This window comes from Streptomyces sp. NPDC058632 (assembly GCF_042717095.1).
Classification (GTDB): Bacteria; Actinomycetota; Actinomycetes; order Streptomycetales; family Streptomycetaceae; genus Streptomyces.
In genome coordinates, this window is record NZ_JBHXQZ010000019.1 from 75,688 (window position 1) to 94,767 (window position 19,080).

At 69.7% G+C, this 19,080-nt stretch carries 8 protein-coding genes; 6 read left to right on the top strand and 2 right to left on the bottom strand.

Translation table 11 applies throughout. From position 1 onward, the window contains the following. Positions 1-25 precede the first annotated feature (25 nt). From ACFWVE_RS10180 to fabD, 6 genes are read left to right on the top strand one after another with little or no spacing between them, the layout of a single operon-like run. Positions 26-9,280 carry an amino acid adenylation domain-containing protein gene (locus ACFWVE_RS10180; RefSeq protein WP_384010255.1) on the top strand — a complete coding sequence of 3,085 codons (9,255 nt, stop codon included), beginning with the start codon at positions 26-28 and terminating at the stop codon, positions 9,278-9,280. A gap of 49 nt (positions 9,281-9,329) precedes the next feature. Next, on the top strand, positions 9,330-9,584 hold the full coding sequence (locus ACFWVE_RS10185; protein ID WP_384010258.1) for an acyl carrier protein: 255 nt from the start codon (positions 9,330-9,332) through the stop codon (positions 9,582-9,584). Position 9,585: 1 nt separating this feature from the next. After that, on the top strand, positions 9,586-10,836 hold the full coding sequence (locus ACFWVE_RS10190; RefSeq protein WP_384010261.1) for a beta-ketoacyl synthase N-terminal-like domain-containing protein: 1,251 nt from the start codon (positions 9,586-9,588) through the stop codon (positions 10,834-10,836). 20 nt (positions 10,837-10,856) lie between these two features. Then, positions 10,857-12,119, top strand: a complete 1,263-nt coding sequence (locus tag ACFWVE_RS10195) for a hydroxymethylglutaryl-CoA synthase family protein (protein ID WP_384010264.1) — start codon at positions 10,857-10,859, stop codon at positions 12,117-12,119. After that, the gene (locus ACFWVE_RS10200; RefSeq protein ID WP_384010266.1) at positions 12,107-14,521 is read left to right on the top strand and encodes an enoyl-CoA hydratase/isomerase; all 2,415 of its coding nucleotides are present in this window, start codon (positions 12,107-12,109) and stop codon (positions 14,519-14,521) included. Before ACFWVE_RS10195 ends, ACFWVE_RS10200 begins: the two co-directional genes overlap by 13 nt. Positions 14,522-14,534: 13 nt before the next feature. Next, positions 14,535-16,424 carry an ACP S-malonyltransferase gene (gene fabD / locus ACFWVE_RS10205; protein WP_384010269.1) on the top strand — a complete coding sequence of 630 codons (1,890 nt, stop codon included), beginning with the start codon at positions 14,535-14,537 and terminating at the stop codon, positions 16,422-16,424. A gap of 69 nt (positions 16,425-16,493) precedes the next feature. Here the strand turns inward: fabD and ACFWVE_RS10210 are convergent, their stop codons facing one another. Together ACFWVE_RS10210 and ACFWVE_RS10215 are read right to left on the bottom strand one after the other, a co-directional pair. Further along, entirely contained in the window at positions 16,494-17,726 is a 1,233-nt protein-coding gene (locus tag ACFWVE_RS10210) for a cytochrome P450 (protein ID WP_384010272.1), read from the bottom strand. Between the two features lie 218 nt (positions 17,727-17,944). Next, complete coding sequence (locus tag ACFWVE_RS10215) at positions 17,945-18,772, bottom strand: pentapeptide repeat-containing protein (protein ID WP_384010274.1); 828 nt, start codon at positions 18,770-18,772, stop codon at positions 17,945-17,947. Positions 18,773-19,080: the final 308 nt, after the last annotated feature.

Sequence of the window (19,080 nt, forward strand, 5' to 3'; positions counted from 1 at the left end):
AGATCTGATGACCACGGGGCCGAACATGAGCACGACGAACAACGACAACTCGCCGGAACTGATCAGGAAGATCAAGTCCCTGCCCGCCAAGCAGCAGCGCGCCCTGATCGCGATGCTCAAGAAGCAGGGCGTCGACCTTTCCGCGCTGGAGGCCATCCGTCCGTACCCCCGCACCGGGGACGGGCCGGTCCGGCTCTCCTTCGCGCAGCAGCGACTGTGGTTCCTGGCCAGGCTCGACGGGACCAGCGCGTACTACAACATCCCGATGGCCATGCGGCTGCGCGGGCCGCTCGACCGTCCGGCGCTGCTGCGCGCCCTGGAGACGATCGTCCAGCGGCACGAGGTCCTGCGCACCCGCTTCGTGGAGCGGGACGGAGTGCCCTACCAGGACATCGGTGACGGCAGCGGCTTCGCCGTCTCGCAGGAGGAACTCGCCGACCCCGCCGAGCTTCCGTCGATCTGCGAGCGCGAGGCCGTGGAGCCGTTCGACCTCGCCCGCGAATCACTCATCCGGGTGCGCCTGCTGCGCCGGTCCGAGCAGGAGCACGTCCTGCTCGTGACCATGCACCACAGCGTGTCCGACGGCTGGTCGCTCGGTGTCTTCTTCCGCGAGATGGTCACCCTCTACGAGGCGTTCTGCGCGGGTGCGGAGTCGCCGCTCGCACCCCTGCCGATCCAGTACGCGGACTACGCGCACTGGCAGCGCCAGTGGCTGGTCGACGAGGTCCAGGCCCGCCAGGTGAGCTACTGGAAGCAGCAGCTGGACGGGATCGACCCCCAGCTGTCCCTGCCGACGGACCGGGCGCGCCCCGCCGTCAAGACGTACCAGGGCGCGCACGAGCGCTTCCATCTCCCGAAGGACCTGCTGGCGCGGCTCAAGGAGCTCGGCGAACAGCACGACGTCACGCTCTACATGACACTGCTGTCGGTCTACGCCCTGCTGCTCCACCACTACGGCGAACAGACCGACATCCCCATCGGCACCCCCGTCGCCAACCGCAACCGCATCGAGTCCGAGGGTTTGATCGGCTTCTTCGCCAACACCCTGGTGATGCGTGCCGACCTGTCGGGCGACCCGACCTTTGCCCAGTTGCTCGGACGGGTGAAGGACGTAGCCCTGCAGGCGTACAGCCACCAGGACGTGCCGTTCGAGGCCGTGGTCGACGCGCTCCAGTTGGAGCGCAGCCTCAGCCACTCACCGGTCTTCCAGGTGGCGTTCGTCCTCCAGGAGGCACAGGCCGACAGCGAGGTACGCCTGGGTGACCTCGACGTCTCCCTCATCGAGTTCGACTTCGACATCACCAAGTTCGATGTGACGCTCGACCTGCGCGAGGCACCCGACGGACTGATCGGCGCCGTCGAGTACAACACCGACCTGTTCGACCGGGAGACCGTCCGGCGCTTCGTACGCCACTACACCGCCCTGCTCCATGCCGTCGTGGCCGAGCCGCAGCAGCGGATCTCCCGGATCAGCACCCTCGACGAGGCCGAGCGGCATCAGGTCCTCGTGGAATGGAATTCCGTTCCGGGTGTCGTTTCCGGCACGGTTTCCGGTTCTGGTTCCGGTGCGGGGCGTTGTGTCCATGAGTGGTTCGAGGAGGTTGTCGCGCGGTCGCCCGGTGCGGTGGCGTTGGAGTGTGAGGGTCGTCTTGTCTCGTACGGGGAGTTGAACGAGCGGGCGAATCGTCTGGCGCGGTATTTGCGTGGGTTGGGTGTGGGGCCGGATGTGCTGGTGGCTCTGTGTCTGCCGCGTAGTGAGTTGATTGTGGTGTGTGTTCTGGCGGTTTTGAAGGCGGGTGGTGCGTATGTGCCGTTGGATCCGTCGTCGCCGGTGGAGCGTGTGCGGTATCAGTTGGAGGACAGTGCGCCGTGTGTGGTGCTGACGGATGGTCCTTTGCCCGAGGGGCTTGGTGGCTTGTCGGTTCCGGTGGTGGATGTGCGGGGGGATGCGGGTCTGTGGGCGGGGCTTGATTCTTCCGATGTTGTGGTGCCGGGTGTGTCGTCGTCGTCCTTGGCGTATGTGATTTATACGTCGGGTTCGACGGGGGTGCCGAAGGGGGTGATGGTTGAGCATCGGAATGTGGCGCGGTTGTTCACTGCGACGGATGAGTGGTTCCGTTTCGGTGAGCGGGATGTGTGGACGTTGTTCCATTCGTTCGCGTTTGATTTTTCGGTGTGGGAGATGTGGGGCGCTCTGTTGCATGGTGGGCGTCTGGTGGTGGTTCCGCAGGCGGTGACTCGTAGTCCTGGTGAGTTCTACGAGTTGTTGTGTGCGTCGGGTGTGACGGTGCTGAATCAGACGCCGAGTGCGTTTCGGCAGTTGATCGCGGCGCAGGGTGAGGATGCGGCGGCGCACCGGTTGCGTGTGGTGGTGTTCGGTGGTGAGGCGCTGGATGTGGCGTCGTTGCGGCCGTGGATGGGCCGTTCGGTGAATCGTGGTACCGAGCTGGTGAACATGTACGGGATCACCGAGACGACGGTGCATGTGACGTACCGGTTGCTGGGTGAGGGGGATGTGGAGCGGTCGGTGAGTCCGATCGGCCGGCGTATTCCTGATCTGCGGACGTATGTTCTGGATCGTTTCGGTCGGCCGGCTCCGGTCGGTGCTGTGGGTGAGCTGTATGTGGGTGGTGCGGGTGTCGCGCGGGGTTATCTGAATCGTCCGGAGCTGAGTGCGGAGCGTTTCCTGGATGATCCGTTCTGTGGTGTTGCGGGTGCGCGGATGTACCGGACGGGTGATCTGGCGCGGTGGTCCTCGGACGGCACGCTGGAGTATCTGGGCCGTAACGACGAGCAGGTCAAGATCCGTGGATTTCGTATCGAGCTCGGGGAGATCGAGGCGAAACTCGCCGAACACCCCGCCGTACGCTCCTGTGCCGTGCTGGCCCGGGAGGACCCGCCCGGCGACAGGCAACTGGTGGCCTACGTCGTCCCGACCGACGACCTCTCCGGCGGTGACCCCTCCGTCGACAGGCCGGGAACACCCGACCACCGCGCCGAACTCGCCCGCCACCTGCGGCGGACGCTGCCCGACTACATGGTTCCCAGTGCCTTCGTGGCACTGGAGCGACTGCCGATCACCGCCAACGGCAAGCTCGACCGCAAGGCGCTGCCCGCTCCGGGGATCGACGCCTACGCCCAGCGCGACTACACACCGCCCAGCACCCCCACCGAGCGGATCCTCAGCTCCGCCTGGGCCGAGCTGATGGGCTTCGACGAGGGACGCGTCGGCGCCCACGACAACTTCTTCGCGCTGGGCGGGCACTCCCTGCTCATCACCGTCCTGATAGCCCGGCTCAAGGAACACGGGCTGGACGTCACCGTACGCAGCGTCTTCAACAGCCCCACGCTGGCCGACCTGGCAGCCGAGATCGACCGCGGGACGGGCGGCGGCCCCGCCTACCAGGTCCCGGACAACCCGATACCGCCCGACTGCGAGCGGATCACCCCGAAGATGCTGCCGCTGGTCCGGTTGGACCAGGCCGAGATCGACTCCGTCGTGGAGAAGGTGCCCGGCGGCGCGCCCAACGTGCAGGACATCTACCCGCTCGTGCCGTCGCAGGAGGGCATCCTCTTCCATCACCTGATGGATCCCGCGAACGACCCGTACGTCATCCCGATCCTGCTCGTCGCTCCTGACCAGCAGGTGTGCGACTCCTTCGTGGCCGCCCTCCAGGCGCTGATGGACCGCCACGACGTGATGCGCACCGCCGTGGTCACCGAGGGCCTGCCCGAACCGGTACAGGTCGTGCTGCGCGACGTACGCCTGGAGGTCGAGCGGCTGAGCCTCGATCCGGACGAGGACGCCGAGCGGCAGGCCCGCGCCTGGCTGTCCCGGCCGGGCGCGATGAGCCTGGACCGGGCGCCGCTGCTGCGGCTCGCGATCGCCGCGGACCGGCACTCCGCACAGCGCTACCTGCTGCTGAGCGTGCACCACCTCATCGAGGACGCGACGTCCCTGCGGCTCATCCTCGACGAGCTGACGGCCCACATGGCCGGCCGTCCGGAGCGGCTGGCCCCGCCCCCGGCCTACCGCGACTTCGTCGGCCACACCCTGCACCAGTTGGCCTCCAAGGACGCGGAGGCATTCTTCCGTCAGGAGCTGGGCGACGTCACCGAGCCGACCACACCGTTCCAGCTGGTGGACGTGCACGGCGACGGCAGCCGGGTCCGCGACCTGCGCCGCTCGCTCCCGGCCGGACTGACACGCGACCTGCGCGAGCAGGCCCGACGCCTGCGCATCAGCCCCGCCGGCCTCTTCCACGCAGCGTGGGCCCTGGTGACCGCGGCCACCAGCGGGCGCGACGACGTGGTGTTCGGCACCGTCCTGTCCGGACGCCTCCAGGGCGTCCCCGGCGTCGAGCGGATGCTGGGCAACTTCATCAACACCCTGCCCCTGCGGGTACGGCTGCGCGACCGCAGCGTCCAGGAGCTGGTGTCCGACGTCGACGCCGGTCTGAAGGAACTGATCTCCTACGAGCAGAGCGCGCTCACCCTGGCCCAGCGGTCCAGCGGTCTGGACAGCGACGCCACCCTGTTCAGCTCGATGATCAACTACCGGTACTTCGAGCCCCGGCAGGGCGACGAGGGCCCGGCCACCCTGGAGGACCTGGGCATCCGCTGGCTGGGATCCCTGGACCGCACCAACTACCCGGTCGGTGTGTCGGTCGACGACACCGGGACCGAACTCTCCCTGAACGCGCAGGTCGACGCCACCCTCTCGCCGGACGCGGTACTGGGGTACGTGGAAGCCGCGCTGTCCGGGATCGTTGCCGCGCTGGCCGACGACGACGGGGCCGGCACCCGGGCGCTCGACATCGACGTCGTCCCGCCCGCGGAGCGCCACCGTCTGCTGACCGAGTGGAACGACACCGCCAAGCCCTACCCCGACGACCACTGCCTGTCCGAGCTCTTCGAGGAGCAGGTGCGCGAGCGGCCGGACGCCGTCGCCGTCGAGTACGGCGACCAGCGTCTGACCTACGCGCAGACCAACGCCCGTGCCAACCGCGTCGCCCATTACCTGCGGGAACAGGGCGTGGGCCCGGACACCCTCGTCGGCCTGTGCGCACAGCGCTCACCGGAGATGGTGATCGGGCTGCTCGGCATTCTCAAGGCGGGCGGGGCCTACGTCCCCATCGACCCGGGCTACCCCCGGGAACGCATACGCACCCTGGTCGCCGGCTCCGGTGTGGGCATCGTGCTCAGCGAGTCGACCCAGCCTGACTCACTCCTCGAGGACACCGCGGACGGCGCCCGCCCCCAGGTCGTCCACCTGGACACCGGGGAACGCGCCGACGACCGCGCCCAGGTGCTCGCCGGCCGGCCGGCGAGCGACCTGACCCGGGCGGAGCTGGGGCTCACCCCCGACCACCTCGCCTACGTCATCTTCACCTCGGGTTCCACCGGGCTCCCCAAGGGTGTCCTCGTGGAGCAGCGCGGCGTCGTCCGTCTGGTGCGCAACCCCGACTACTTCCCGACCACCTCCGCCACCGTCATGCTCCACCACTCGTCGATCTCGTTCGACGTGGGCTCGCAGGAGGTCCTCGGCCCGCTGCTGTCCGGCGGCCGACTGGTCCTGCACGACGGCGACTCCAAGGATGTCGGCCATCTGCTCGACCGGGTGGAGCGCTCGGGCGTCACCATGATGGCCCTGTCGGCGGCCTTCCTCCCGGCCTTCGCCGAGGCCGCGCAGGGGCGAAGCCTGCCGCTGGAGTACCTGGGCGTGGGCGGGGAGACGTTCTCCGCGAAGGACGTACGCCGGCTCCACCGGGCGCATCCCGGGCTGACCGTCGTCAACGCCTACGGCCCCACCGAGAACAGCATCGCCTCCACCTGCCACGTCATCCCCCGGGACATCGCCGAGGACGCCGTCATCCCGATCGGCAGGCCCATCGCCCGGTCCACCGCGTATGTGCTCGACGAGGGCCTGCGGCCGGTGCCGTGCGGTGTCGTCGGGGAACTGTGCGTGGGCGGCCCCGGCGTGGCACGCGGCTATCTCGACAACCCGGAGCTCACCGGGCTCCGGTTCGTCACCGACCCCTTCGCCGACGAGCCCGGCGCCCGGCTGTACCGCACGGGCGACCTGGCCCGATGGCTGCCCGACGGCACCCTGGAGTTCATCGGCCGTGCCGACAACCAGGTGAAGGTGCGGGGCTTCCGCGTCGAGCTCGGCGAGATCGAGAACGCGCTGCTGTCCCACTCCTCCGTACGGAGCACCGTCGTCACCACTCAGGCCGCGGGCGAGACCAAGAGGCTCGTCGCGTACGTACGGCCCACGGCGGAATGGCTCGACACCACCGCCCGGAGCCGGAACGCCGAACGCCTCGAGCAGTGGCAGGAGCTCTTCGAGGACCAGTACTCCGGCCCGGCCGAGGGCGACGCCACCGACGAGCCCAGCCTGATCGGCTGGAACAGCAGCTACACCGGGGAGCCCATCCCCGAGGCCGAGATGGGCGAGTGGATCGACGGCACGGTCCGGCAGATCGAAGCGTTCCGGCCCCGGCGCCTGCTGGAGGTCGGTTGCGGAACCGGACTCCTCCTCTTCCGCTACGCCGAAGCCTGCGAAGCGGTGCACGCGTTCGACATCTCCGCCTCGGCCCTGGCCGGGGTCCGTCGTGGGGCCGACCGCCGCGGCTGGTCCCACATCACCCTCAGCCAGGGTGACGCCCGGTCCGTGACCGTGCCTCCGGGGACGGAGAAGTTCGACACCGTCGTCGTCAACTCCGTCGTGCAGTACTTCCCGAACCGGCTGTACCTGGAGGAGGTGATCGAGCGCCTGCTTCCCCTCGTCGAGGACGGCGGCCGGATCATGATCGGGGACGTCAGGAACCTCGATCTGTTCTCCGCCCACGTCGGTGCCGTGGAACGCAGCCGGCTGCCCGTGCGCACCTCCGCCGGCACGCTCGCCCGACAGGTGCAGCGCCGCCGCCAGCAGGAGACCGAACTGCTGGTCAGCCCCAGCTACTTCGCCGGGCTCACCGACCGCTTCCCGCAGATCGGCTCCGTCGACCTCATGGTCAAGCGCGGACTGGGCGACAACGAGATGCTCAGCTACCGCTACGACGTCGTCCTGGTCAAGGGCGCCGCCGCGCCGCCCGAGGACCTGCCGTGGCTGACCGCCACCACCCCCGGTGAGCTGCGCACCCTCCTGGAGGGCGGCGGACACCGCCGCTTCGGTGTCACCGGACTGGTCAACCCGAAGGTCGCCGACGACGTCCGCGTCAGCCAGGGCCTGACCCGCTGGCCCGCCCGGACGCAGGTGGAGCCACTCGTCGGCGCCTCACGCCTCTCCGACGACGCCGCCGCGCAGGTGCGGGAGCTCGAAGCCGTACTCCGGTACGCCGAGGAACTCGGCCACCACGTCGCGGTGACCTGGTCCCAGGACCGGCTGGACGGCCTCGACGTGATCCTCGCCAAGGGGGAGCCACCCCGCGCGCGGGCCCGTGAGGACTACCGCCGGTCGTACCTGGCGAACGTCCCGCAGATCGCCCGCACCGGCCAGGAGATGACCAGGACGCTCAAGGAGCACCTGTCCGGCAAGGTGCCCGAGTACATGGTGCCCAGCGTCTTCGTGGCACTCGAAGAACTGCCCCTGACCCCCAACGGCAAGGTCGACAAGCAGGCGCTCCCCACGCCCGACGAGACCGATGTGCACAAGGAGGTGTACGTCGCACCGCGCAGCGCCACCGAACTCGTCCTGTGCCGGCTGGTCCAGGACGTCCTCGGGCTGGAGCGCGTCGGCCTCCAGGACGGCTTCTTCGACCTGGGCGGTCACTCCCTCCTCGCCACCCGTCTCACCATCCGGGTGAAGCAGGGGACCGGCAAGGAGTTGCCGCTCCAGACGATCCTCTCCGGCGCCACCATCGGCGAGATGGCCGAGGCACTGGACGCCGCACCGGGCACCGCCCCGGCGCAGAGCGTCCCGCTGCTGCCCGTCACCGACGGGGCCGAGGTGGTACCGCTCTCGTTCCAGCAGAGCGAACTGTGGTTCCTCAACCCGCGCGAGCACCTGGGATCGGCGTACGACAACGTACAGATGGCCTACCGGATCATCGGCAGGCTGGACCGCCGGGCCTACGCGGGCGCGTTCGAGGCGCTCGTCGCCCGCCACGCGATCCTGCGCACCAGCTATCCGCGGTGCGGCGACTCCCTCACCCAGCGCGTGAACGACGTGTCCGGCTTCTCCGTGGCCTTCGAGGAGGTCACCGGTGACAGCGCGGTCGCCGACCTGCTGCGGGCCGAGCGGGTGCGGCCGTTCGCCCCGGACGACCGGCACATGCTGCGCGTCCACATCCTGACCCTGTCGGAGTACGAGCACGTCGCCGTGGTGACCCGGCCGTGGGGCATCTTCGACGGCTGGTCGACCGGCATCTTCGTGGCCGAACTGAACGCTGCCTACCGGGCGCTGAGCCGGGGGGAGGAGCCGTCCCTGCCGGAACTGCCCGTGCAGTACCCGGACTTCGCCCACTGGCAGCGTCGTGCCGTGGACGAGGCGGCCCGCGAGGGGCAGAAGGCGTACTGGCGCTCCCAGCTTGCCGCACTGCCGTCGTGCGCGTCGCTGCGCACCGACTACCGGCGGCCCCCGGTCAAGTCGTACCAGGGGTCGTCGGTCGAGCTGAAGGTCCCCCCGGAGGTGCTCGGGCAGCTCCACCGCTTCAGCCAGGAGCAGGGCGGCACGCTCTACATGACGCTCCTGTCGGCGTACGCGGCGCTGCTCGGCGCGTACACCCCGGACCGCGAACTCGCGATCGGTTCTCCGGTCACCAACCGACCCCTGCCGGAACTGGAAAGGCTCGTCGGCTACTTCATCAACGTACTGGTGATGCGGCTCGACGTGACCGCAGACCGGGGCTTCGGCGAACTGCTGGGGCAGGCCAAGCGGGTCACGGCCGCGGCCCATGAGCACAAGGACGTTCCCTTCGCCGACCTGGTCCGGGAGTTCGTGCCGAAGCCGGATCCCGCCCACTCCCCGCTGTTCCAGGTCATGTTCAACCTGGTGCCGGCGGCCGGACCCGCACCGCGGGACGAAGAGGCCGGGCACCTGGCGTTCGTGCCGCTGCGGACCGACAGCGGGGTGGCGAAGTTCGACCTCAACCTGGTCGTCCGGGAGACGCCCGCAGGACTGCACGGATACCTGGAGTACAGCACCGACCTGTTCGCCAGGAAGACGATTGAGGAAATGGCGGCCACTTATGAGAGGTTGCTGCTCAAGATTGTGACGAATCCCGGGGCGAGCATCTCGCAGCTGCGTGAAGCGGCGGCGCACAGCTCCCTCGGATAGGTCACCACCCACCCCTGTCCGCCGTATTTCACAGAATGATGGTGCGCACATGACCAAGGAAGAAATCTTTCCGCTGATCACCGAGGCAATTCGCGAGATCCTCCCCGAACTCGCGGACCGCGCCTTCCAGGATTCCGATTCCCTGGAGGATCTCGGCGCGAACTCGATGGACCGCGCGGAGATAGTGATGATCGTGCTGGAGGAAATGGACCTGGAGATACCGCTGGTCGACACCTACGGCCCGCGGAATCTGGGCGAACTCGCCGAGCGGCTGAGCGAAATAGCAGCGGTCAGGGCGGGGTGACGTGAGGGACTCCGTCGGCAACACCGCCACCGCCGACATCGAACTCGTGGTCACCGGGCTGGGCGTCACCACCGCCATCGGCCAGGGCAAGGACGCCTTCGCCCTGGGGCTGTTCGCCGGGAACCACGGGTTCGCGGTCATGGACCGCCCCGGCCGGCAGCTCGGCACCCGGTTCGTGGGCGCCGAGATACCGAGGCTGGAGCCCACCACCCGGCTGACCGCGCGGGACCTGCGTACCGTCTCCCTCACCGGACAGGTCGCCCTGGCCACGCTCGAAGAGGCATGGACCGAGGCCCGGCTGGACGAGTTCGACCCCGAGCGGATCGGTCTCGTCATCGGAGGCAGCAACCTCCAGCAGCGGGAACTGGTCCTGGCGCACGACCGGCACCGGGCCAAGCCGCGCTTCCTGCGGCCCAGCTACGGCATGTCCTTCCTGGACACCGACCTGTGCGGACTGTGCACCACCGCGTTCTCCGTTCGCGGCTTCGCCCACACCGTGGGCGGCGCCTCGGCGAGCGGCCAGCTCGCGATCATCGAGGCGGCGGAGGCGGTCGCCTCCGGCCGGGTCGACGTCTGCATCGCCGTGGGCGCGCTGGCGGACCTGTCGTACTGGGAGCTGCTGGGGCTGCACTCGATGGGCGCCATGGCGTCCGAGGAGAGCGCGCACGCCCCCGGCCTCGCCTGCCGGCCCTTCGACCGGCAGCGGGCCGGCTTCGTCTTCGGCGAGGCGTGCGGCGCGCTGGTCATCGAGCGCCGGGGCGCCCGGCCGGGTCAGGAGGACACCCTCTACGCGCGGCTCAGCGGCTGGTCGGTGCAGCTGGACGGCAACCGCAATCCCAATCCCTCCCTGGACGGCGAGACCCGGGCGATCCGCCAGGCCCTCGATCGGGCCGGGCTGACCGCCGACGCCATCGACTACGTCAACCCCCACGGCACCGCCTCCCACGTCGGAGACGAGACGGAGGTGGCGGCGCTGCGGGCCTGCGGCCTCACGCATGCCGCGATCAACGCCACGAAGTCGATCACCGGTCACGGCCTGACGGCGGCCGGAGCCGTCGAGGCGGTCGCCGCGCTCCTCCAGATGAAGCACGGACGACTGCACCCGACCCGCAATCTCACCGACCCGATCGACGCGTCCCTGTGCTGGGTGCGCGCCGAGGCCGTCGAGACCGAGGTGCGCCACTGCCTGAGCCTGAGCATGGGCTTCGGCGGCATCAACACCGCACTGTGCATGAGCACATGCGACTCATAGAGAGCAGATGAACGTACGCCATGTCCCGCGTCGGTATCGAAGCGATGAACGTGTTCGGCGGCTCGGCCGTGCTCGACGTCATGCAGCTGGCGAAGCACCGGGAGCTCGACCTCCCGAGACTGAACAACCTGCTGATGAAGGAGAAGACCGTCGCGTTGCCCTTCGAGGACCCGGTGACCTTCGGGGCCAACGCGGCCAGGCCGATCCTCGACCGGATGAGCGCGGCGGAGAAGGACAGCATCGAGCTGCTGATCACCTGCACGGAGTCCGGCTTCGACTTCTCGAAGTCGGCCAGCACCTATCTTCACGACCAGCTCGGGCTGAGCCGCAACTGCCGGATGTTCGAGCTGAAGCAGGCGTGCTACGCCGGCACGGCCGGGCTCCAGATGGCCTGTAATCTCATTCTGTCGGGCACCTCGCCGGGCGCGAAGGCCCTGGTGATCGCGACGGACATCTCGCGCTACATCCTTCAGGACGGCGACGACGCGGCAGCGCAGGACTGGGCCTACGCGGAGCCGAGCGGCGGCGCGGGCGCGGTGGCCATGCTGATCAGCGACACCCCGCACGTCTTCCAGCTCGACGTCGGCGCCAGTGGCTACTACGGCTACGAGGTCATGGACACCTGCCGTCCGGCGCCGGACAGCGAGGCGGGCGACGTGGACCTGTCCCTGATGTCGTACCTGGACTGCTGCGAGAAGGCGTACCTGGCGTACGAGGGCAAGGTGGAGGGCGCCGACTACCGCGACTCCTTCCAGTACCTCGCCTTCCACACCCCCTTCGGAGGCATGGTCAAGGGCGCCCACCGCACGATGATGCGCAAGGTCGCCAAGGCCAAGGGCGCCGAGATCGCCGAGGACTTCGAACGGCGCGTCGTGCCCGGCCTGACCTACTGCCGGCGCGTCGGGAACATCATGGGCGCGACCGTCTTCCTCTCCCTGGCCGGCACCGTCTGCAACGGCCGCTTCGACACGCCCCAACGCCTCGGTCTGTTCTCGTACGGATCCGGCTGCTGCTCCGAGTTCTACAGCGGCGTCGTGACCCCCGACGGCGCGGCACGGCTGAGGGACATGGGCATCGAGGAGCACCTGGACACCCGCTACCAGCTGTCCCTCGGCGAGTACGACGCGCTCCTGCGGGAGAGCGAGTTCGTCCGGGTCGGCACCCGCGACACCGTCGTGAACCAGGAGTACGTCCCCCGCACCCGGCGCGGCACGGGGTCGGCTCCGCGCCTCGTACTGAAGGCGATCAAGGAGTTCCACCGGGAGTACGCATGGATCGACTGACCTACTCCACCCTGCGGGTACGTGAAGAGGGCAGCGTGCTGTTCGCGCGCATCCACCGGCCGGAGGCGGGCAATGCCATCAACGCCGACCTCGTGCACGAGCTGAACGACGTCTTCACCAGGGCATCGGCCTCCCCGGCCGTCACCGTCGTCGTCCTCGAAGGACTGCCCGAGGTGTTCTGCTTCGGGGCGGACTTCCACGCGATCAGCGACGCGGCACGCCAGGGCCGGGACACGGCGTTCAACCCCGAGCACATGTTCGAGCTCTTCCGGCGGATGGCGTACGGGGACATCCTCACCATCGCCCACGTCCGGGGCAGGGCGAACGCGGGCGGAGTGGGCCTGGTGGCGGCGAGCGATGTGGTGATCGCCGACGAAAGCGCGTCGTTCAGCCTCTCCGAGCTGCTGTTCGGGCTGATACCGGCGGTCGTCCTGCCGTACCTGATCCGCCGGACCGGCTTCCAGCGCGCCCACTACCTCGCCGGTACGACCCAGACCATCGACGCCCGGCAGGCACACGAATGGGGGCTGGTCGACGCCCTCGGCGCGGACAGCAACGCGCTGGTGCGCCGCCATCTGCAACGCCTGGGCCGCCTCTCCAAGAAGGGCGTCGGGCGCTACAAGGCGTACCTGCGGGAACTGTCCCCGATCTCCGAGCACACCAAGGGCGTCGCACTGGCCACCAATCGAGAGGTGTTCGCGGACCCCGACAACGTGCGGGCGATCCGGCGTTACGCGGAGCGTGGCGTCTTCCCCTGGGAGGACACCGCCACGGCTGACCTGCCTGCCGCCTCTTCGGACACCACCGAGCCCCCCGCGCCCACGCCGCCGCCGGGCTCTTCCCCCGGCGCGTCCACGGACCACGCGCACCGCCCCTCGCGCGCCCCGGCCGGGCGGGACGAGCAGCCCGCCCCGCCCGGCCCGCGGACCCCACCGACCGAGGACACCGTGGACCCACACCACCACCCCACCGAACGGTTCGCCGTCCCGCCCCAGGCTCTTGGCAGCCCTCGATTCCGCGAGGCCCACGGCATCGACTACAACTACGCTGCGGGCGCGATGTACAAGGGCATCGCCTCGGTCGAACTCGTCACCGCCCTCGGCAACGCCGGAATGCTGGGCTTCTTCGGCACCGGCGGACTGGCCCCAGACGCCATCGACGACGCGATCACGCGGATCAAGCGGGACCTGCGTCCCGGTCGCGCCTACGGCATGAACCTGCTCAGCAACCCGCAGGAGCCCGAGCTGGAAATGCGTACCGTGGAGCTCTACCTGCGCCACGAGGTCCGTTCCGTCGAGGCATCGGCCTACGTCCGGCCGACCCTCCCGCTCGTGCGCTACCGGCTGGCGGGACTCGGCACGGACGGCGACGGCCGGATACGGCAGGACCACCACATCGTCGCGAAGGTGTCGCGTACCGAGGTCGCGGAGCGGTTCCTGCGCCCGGCGCCGGCGGAACTGGTCCGCCGACTGCTCGACCGCGGTCTGATCACCCCCGAGCAGGCGGAGCTGGGCGCACGCGTCCCGCTCGCCCAGGACCTCTGCGTGGAGGCCGACTCGGCAGGCCACACCGACGGCGGCAACGCCTACGTGCTGATGCCCGTGATGCGCGCCCTGCGCGACCGGGTGAGCCGCGAGGAGGCATACCCCCACGAGGCCGAGGTCCGCGTCGGGGCGGCGGGCGGCATCGGCTCCCCGGAGGCGGCGCTCGCGGCGTTCACCCTGGGCGCCGAGTTCATCGTGACCGGCTCCATCAACCAGTGCACGGTGGAGGCCGGCACCAGCGACGCCGTCAAGGACATCCTCCAGGACCTCGGCGCCCACGACACGGACTACGCCCCCGCCGGCGACATGTTCGAGGTCGGCGCCAAGGTGCAGGCGGTGAGGAAGGGGACCTTCTTCCCGGCCCGTGCCCAGAAGCTGTACGAGTTGTACCTGAGGCACGACGCGATCGAGGAGCTCGACGCCCGGACCCGGGCCACGCTGGAGGACAAGTACTTCAAGCGCTCGATCGACGAGGTGTGGGAGGAGACCCGCGCCCATCTGGCCCGGCGCTTCCCGGACCGGCTGGCGGAGGCAGAGCGGAACCCCAAGCAGAGGATGGCGCTCGTTTTCCGCTGGTACTTCGTCCACTCCGCCCGGCTGGCCATGAGGGGCAGCACCACCCAGCGGGTCGACTACCAGATCCACTGCGGCCCCGCGATGGGCGCCTTCAACAGCTGGGTGAAGGGCACCGACCTGGAACCATGGCGCAGCCGCAGAGCCGACGTCATCGCGGAGCGACTGCTGGGGGAGACCGCCGCGCTGCTCGGCCGGCGTCTCGGCGAGTACGCCGCACACGGCACACACGCCGTCCCCGCCCTCCACGGCGAACCAGTAATTTCCGCGACAACGGCTGAGTGATCACATGAAATCGGTGTATGTATTCCCCGGGCAGGGCTCGCAGCGCAAGGGCATGGGCGAGGGGCTGTTCGAGAAGTTCCCCGACCTGGTGGCGCAGGCGGACGACATCCTCGGCTACTCGCTCCGGGAACTGTGCCTCCACGACCCCGACCGGGTGCTGGGCAGGACGGAGTACACCCAGCCCGCCCTCTACGCGGTCAGCGCCCTCCAGTACCTGGACCGCGTCGCCTCTGGCGAGGAGCTGCCGGCCGTCGTGGCCGGACACAGCCTGGGGGAGTACTGCGCCCTGTTCGCCGCCGGTGCCTTCGACTTCGCCACCGGACTCGACCTGGTGCGCAAGCGCGGCGAGTTGATGAGCCGGGCCCCCAAGGGCGCGATGGCCGCCGTGGTGAACCTGGACCAGGAGCGGGTGGCCGAAATCCTGGCCGGTCTGCCCTACCGCGGCATCGACATCGCCAACATCAACTCGCGTCAGCAGTGCATCCTCTCCGGCACCTACGACGAAGTCCTCGCACCCGAGGTCCGTGCCGTCTACACGGAGGCCGGGGCCGCCTTCATCCCCCTCAACGTGAGCGCCGCCTTCCACTCGCGCTGCATGACCGAGGTGCAGGACGAGTTCGCCCGCTGTCTCTCCGGACTCCGGCTCGGTGCGCTCACGATCCCCGTGATCGCCAACCTCACGGCCCGGCCGTACCCCACCACCGGTTACGCGGACCTGCTCGTCCAGCAGATATCGAGCCCCGTCAAGTGGTACGAGTCGGTCTCCTGGCTGATGGGCCAGGGGCACCGGGACTTCCACGAGATCGGCCCGGGCAACGTACTGACCAAGCTCACCGACAAGATCCGCCAGGAGCCCCTTCCCTTCGACGAGGCCCCGCCCGCCCCGCGCCGGACGAGACAGCGGCCCGAAGTCGTCTTCATGTACGGGGGACAGGGCACCCAGTACCACCGGATGGGGCAGCAGTTGTACGACGCGCATCCGGTGTTCCGGGACGCCATGGACCGGTGCAGCGCGCTGTACGAGGCGGCCAACGGCACCTCCCTGGTGGCCGCGATCCACGACACCTCCCGACGGGGACAGGACTTCGACGACATCCTGCAGACCCACGCCGCCCTCTACAGCATCGGATGGAGCCTGACCGAGGCACTGCGCGACGAGGGCTTCCACCCCGACGCGGTGCTCGGCCACAGCCTGGGCGAGTACATCGCCGCGACCGTCGCCGGGGCCATGTCCTTCGAGGACGGCCTGGACCTCGTCATGAAGCAGGCCCATCTGCTGAAGTCGCGCTGCCGCCCCGGCGGAATGCTCAGCGTCCTCGCCCCGCCGGACCTCTACCAGCGGCGACGTGACCTGTTCGGCGGCCTGTCACTCGCGGGCGTCAACTACACGGGGGAGTCCACGGGCAACTTCGTCGTCAGCGGCGAGAGCGAACGGATCGCCGAGGCGCGCACCGCGCTGGACGAGGAGCGGGTGATCGCCGTCCGACTGCCCGTCCGGTACGCGTTCCACTCCGGCCTCCTCGACGACGTCCGCCACGAGTGCCGCGGCCTCGGCCGGGCCGTGCCGGTCCGCCGGCCGCAGCTGCCGGTCTACTCCTGCACCTATGCGGGGCAACTGGAGAGCGACTCGCTGGAGAACTGGGACACCTATGTCTGGGACGTGGTCCGTGGCCGGGTGCGCTTCGACGAGCTGATGGCCACCTCGTTCCGCGCCCCGCGCCACCACTACTTCGTGGACCTCAGTGCCAGCGGCTCCTTCGTCAACTTCCTGAAGCACGGCTACGGGCCCGAACACCGAGGTGTGTTCGCGATCAACCAGTTCGGGAACAACACCGCGTCGATGGCCAAGCTGCGCGAGGGACTGCTCTCCGTCATCCGGGAGGGCGCCCCCGCCCTGGTGTGAGGCGACACCGCGAAAGGGCCCACCGGACGACCCGGTGAGCCCTTCGTGGTATCCGCTCAGGGGCCGGAATCAGCCGACCGACACCGGCAGCGAGGCCGGACCGCGCACGTTGATACGGCCGTTCCACGTCACGTCGCCGTCGAGGGCCAGCTTCGGGAACCGCCGCAGCATCCGCTCGAAGGTGATGCTCGCCTCCAGCCGCGCCAGCGAAGACCCCAGGCAGTGGTGCGAACCGGAACCGAACGAGACGTGTCCCCGGGCACCCTCCCGGTCCAGGCGCAGGGTGTCCGCGTCCGGGCCCCAGTGCAGCTCGTCCCGGTTCGCCGAGGCCAGACCCGCGATCACGAACGAACCGGCCGGGATCTCGACCCCGCTGAGCACGGTGGGCTCGACGGTGATGCGCCGGCTCGACTGGAGCGGGCTGTCGTAACGGAGCAGCTCGTCGACCGCGTTCGTCATCAAGGAGGCGTCCGAGCGCAGCGCGGCGAGCTGGTCGGGGTGGCGCAGCAGCGCCAGTGTGCCGCCGGCGAGCAGATTCACGGTCGTCTCGTGACCCGCGATGTAGAGCAGCAGGATCTGGGCGACCAGTTCGTCGTCGCTGAGCGCGTCGCCGTCCTCCTCCGCCTCGATCAGAGCCGTCATCAGGTCGTCGGAGGGGTTGCGGCGCTTCCAGGCGATCATCTCGGCGGTGATCCCGGCGAGTTCCTCGTCCGCCGCCTCGATCGCCTGCATCAGGGCCGGGTCCGCGACCGGTTCGAGGGAGCGGACCATCGTGCCGCTCAGCTCGCGGATCCGCGCATGGTCGGTGGACGGCGCGCCCAGCATTTCCGCGATCACGGTGAACGGCAGCGGAGAGGCGAGTGCGGGAACCAGGTCCGCCCGGCCCTCGTCGGCGACCCGGTCCAGCATCTCGTCGACGAGTTCGCCGATGCGCGGCGCGAGGGCCTGGATCGACTTCGGCGTGAAGGCCTTCTGCACCAGCTTGCGCAGCCGCGTGTGGTCCGGCGCGTCCCGGTCGATCATCGAGAAGCCGTCGATGAGCGGGGTCTTGCGCGACTCGTCCTTCTGCCGCAGATTGACCATCGCACCCGAGGTGACGTTGCGCAGCTCGACCGACGCACCGGAACGCAGGAGCGCCGAGACGTCCTCGTACCGGGTGACGACCCAGAACCCCATCGGGTGGGCGTAGACCGGAGCGGTCTCCCGCAGCAGGGCGTACTGCGGATAGGGGTTCTCGGTGAATCCCTCGGCAAATGGATTGAACAGTGGTATCTGTTCGCTCGGGAGAGCGTCCCCGGGCATCTCTGCTCCTCGTTTGTCGCATGAAGTGCATCAGTCGACGCCGAGACAGACTAATGCGCCACATGATCCGGCCGTACCCGGGGCGGCGTGCGCGCCCGGTCACGGCCGCGTGCGGTGGCGCCGAGCGGGGACGAGGAGTGTTGCCCGGGGACGCGGGGTCCGGCCCGGTGCGCGAAGGAGGCCGGCCTCCCGACGGAGCCGTGCCGGCGGTCGGGGCTTTACGCGGCCCAGTGCCCGGGCCGCTGGAGCGTGGCCGGGATCCTGGTCGCCAGGTCACCCCGGGCGGCGTTGAGCTGCGGCTGCGTGAGGAACAGCGCTCCCGTCAGGTCCGCCCCGCAGAGGTTCGCGTCCCGCAGGTCCGCACCGATGAGGTCCGCCTCCCGCAGGTCCGCGCCGGACAGGTCGGCGGCGATCAGGTAGGCGCCGCGCATGCTGGCGCCGCGCAGCTTGGCGTTCCGCATGCGCTTGCCCATGAGGTCGGAGCCCCGGTGGTCCTTCCGGCGGCCGGGCACCGAGGCGCGGGCGAGCTCGCTGGCCCGCAGCAGCAGCGCGTTCACTTCCCCGCGCACCGCCGTCACGTCGACGGCGAGCAGCGACTCGGCCGTGTCCCGCGTCATCGCGTCGATCCGGTCGTAGGCGCGACGCAGGTCGCGGCGGACGGGCCGGGCGGCCGGAAGGTCCATGGCCTCGGAGATGTACCGCAGCAGCTCGTGCAAGTGCCGCATGACCGGGAAGACCTCGTACATCGTGCCGGCCGACGCCGGCTCCTCGCGCCAGCTGCGGCCCTCGAAAGTCACCTGGGAGACCTTCTGACCGGCCCCGAAGCAGTCGAAGACCGTGCACCCGTTGTAACCGCTGTCTCGCAGCCGCTCGTGGATACCGCATCGGAAGTCCTGCTGGAGGTTGCCGCACGGGGTGCCGGCGGCCTTGTCCGCGGCGAAGTCCGCCGAGCGAGCGAAGGGCAGCGCCACGCAGCACAGGCCGAAGCAGTTCCCGCAGTCGGCCTGCAGGTCGGGGTTGGCGGCGTTCGGGGTGTGCTGGGACAAGACGGTTGCTCTCCTGGTGAGGCGGGGCGGTGGACCACTGCGGAATCCCCTGCGATGTCCGGCCCTGTGTGCGGGGGAAGGCAGCCTCCCATCGTATCCGGTCCCGTGCGCCGTTACCACTTGCCTCCCGCCGGCCCGCGCCCGCCTCCGGGGGCACGGGGGCCGTACCCTCCGGCCTGCGCCTCCGCTCGGACGGGGGCGGCCCGGGGTCTCGGGGCGAGCAGTGCGGACGAGGGCGGTGGCCGGGCGCCCCCCCCCGGCCCACCGTGCCCCCCCCCCGGGCGGTCCAGCCGCCGAGCCCCCCCAGG

Excerpts from the sequence above, each read along its gene's own strand:
- ACFWVE_RS10180 (WP_384010255.1), top strand. The coding sequence starts at position 26 with ATGAGCACGACGAACAACGACAACTCGCCGGAACTGATCAGGAAGATC.
- ACFWVE_RS10185 (WP_384010258.1), top strand. The coding sequence starts at position 9,330 with ATGACCAAGGAAGAAATCTTTCCGCTGATCACCGAGGCAATTCGCGAG.
- ACFWVE_RS10195 (WP_384010264.1), top strand. The coding sequence starts at position 10,857 with ATGTCCCGCGTCGGTATCGAAGCGATGAACGTGTTCGGCGGCTCGGCC.
- ACFWVE_RS10200 (WP_384010266.1), top strand. The coding sequence starts at position 12,107 with ATGGATCGACTGACCTACTCCACCCTGCGGGTACGTGAAGAGGGCAGC.
- ACFWVE_RS10210 (WP_384010272.1), bottom strand. The coding sequence starts at position 17,726 with ATGCCCGGGGACGCTCTCCCGAGCGAACAGATACCACTGTTCAATCCA.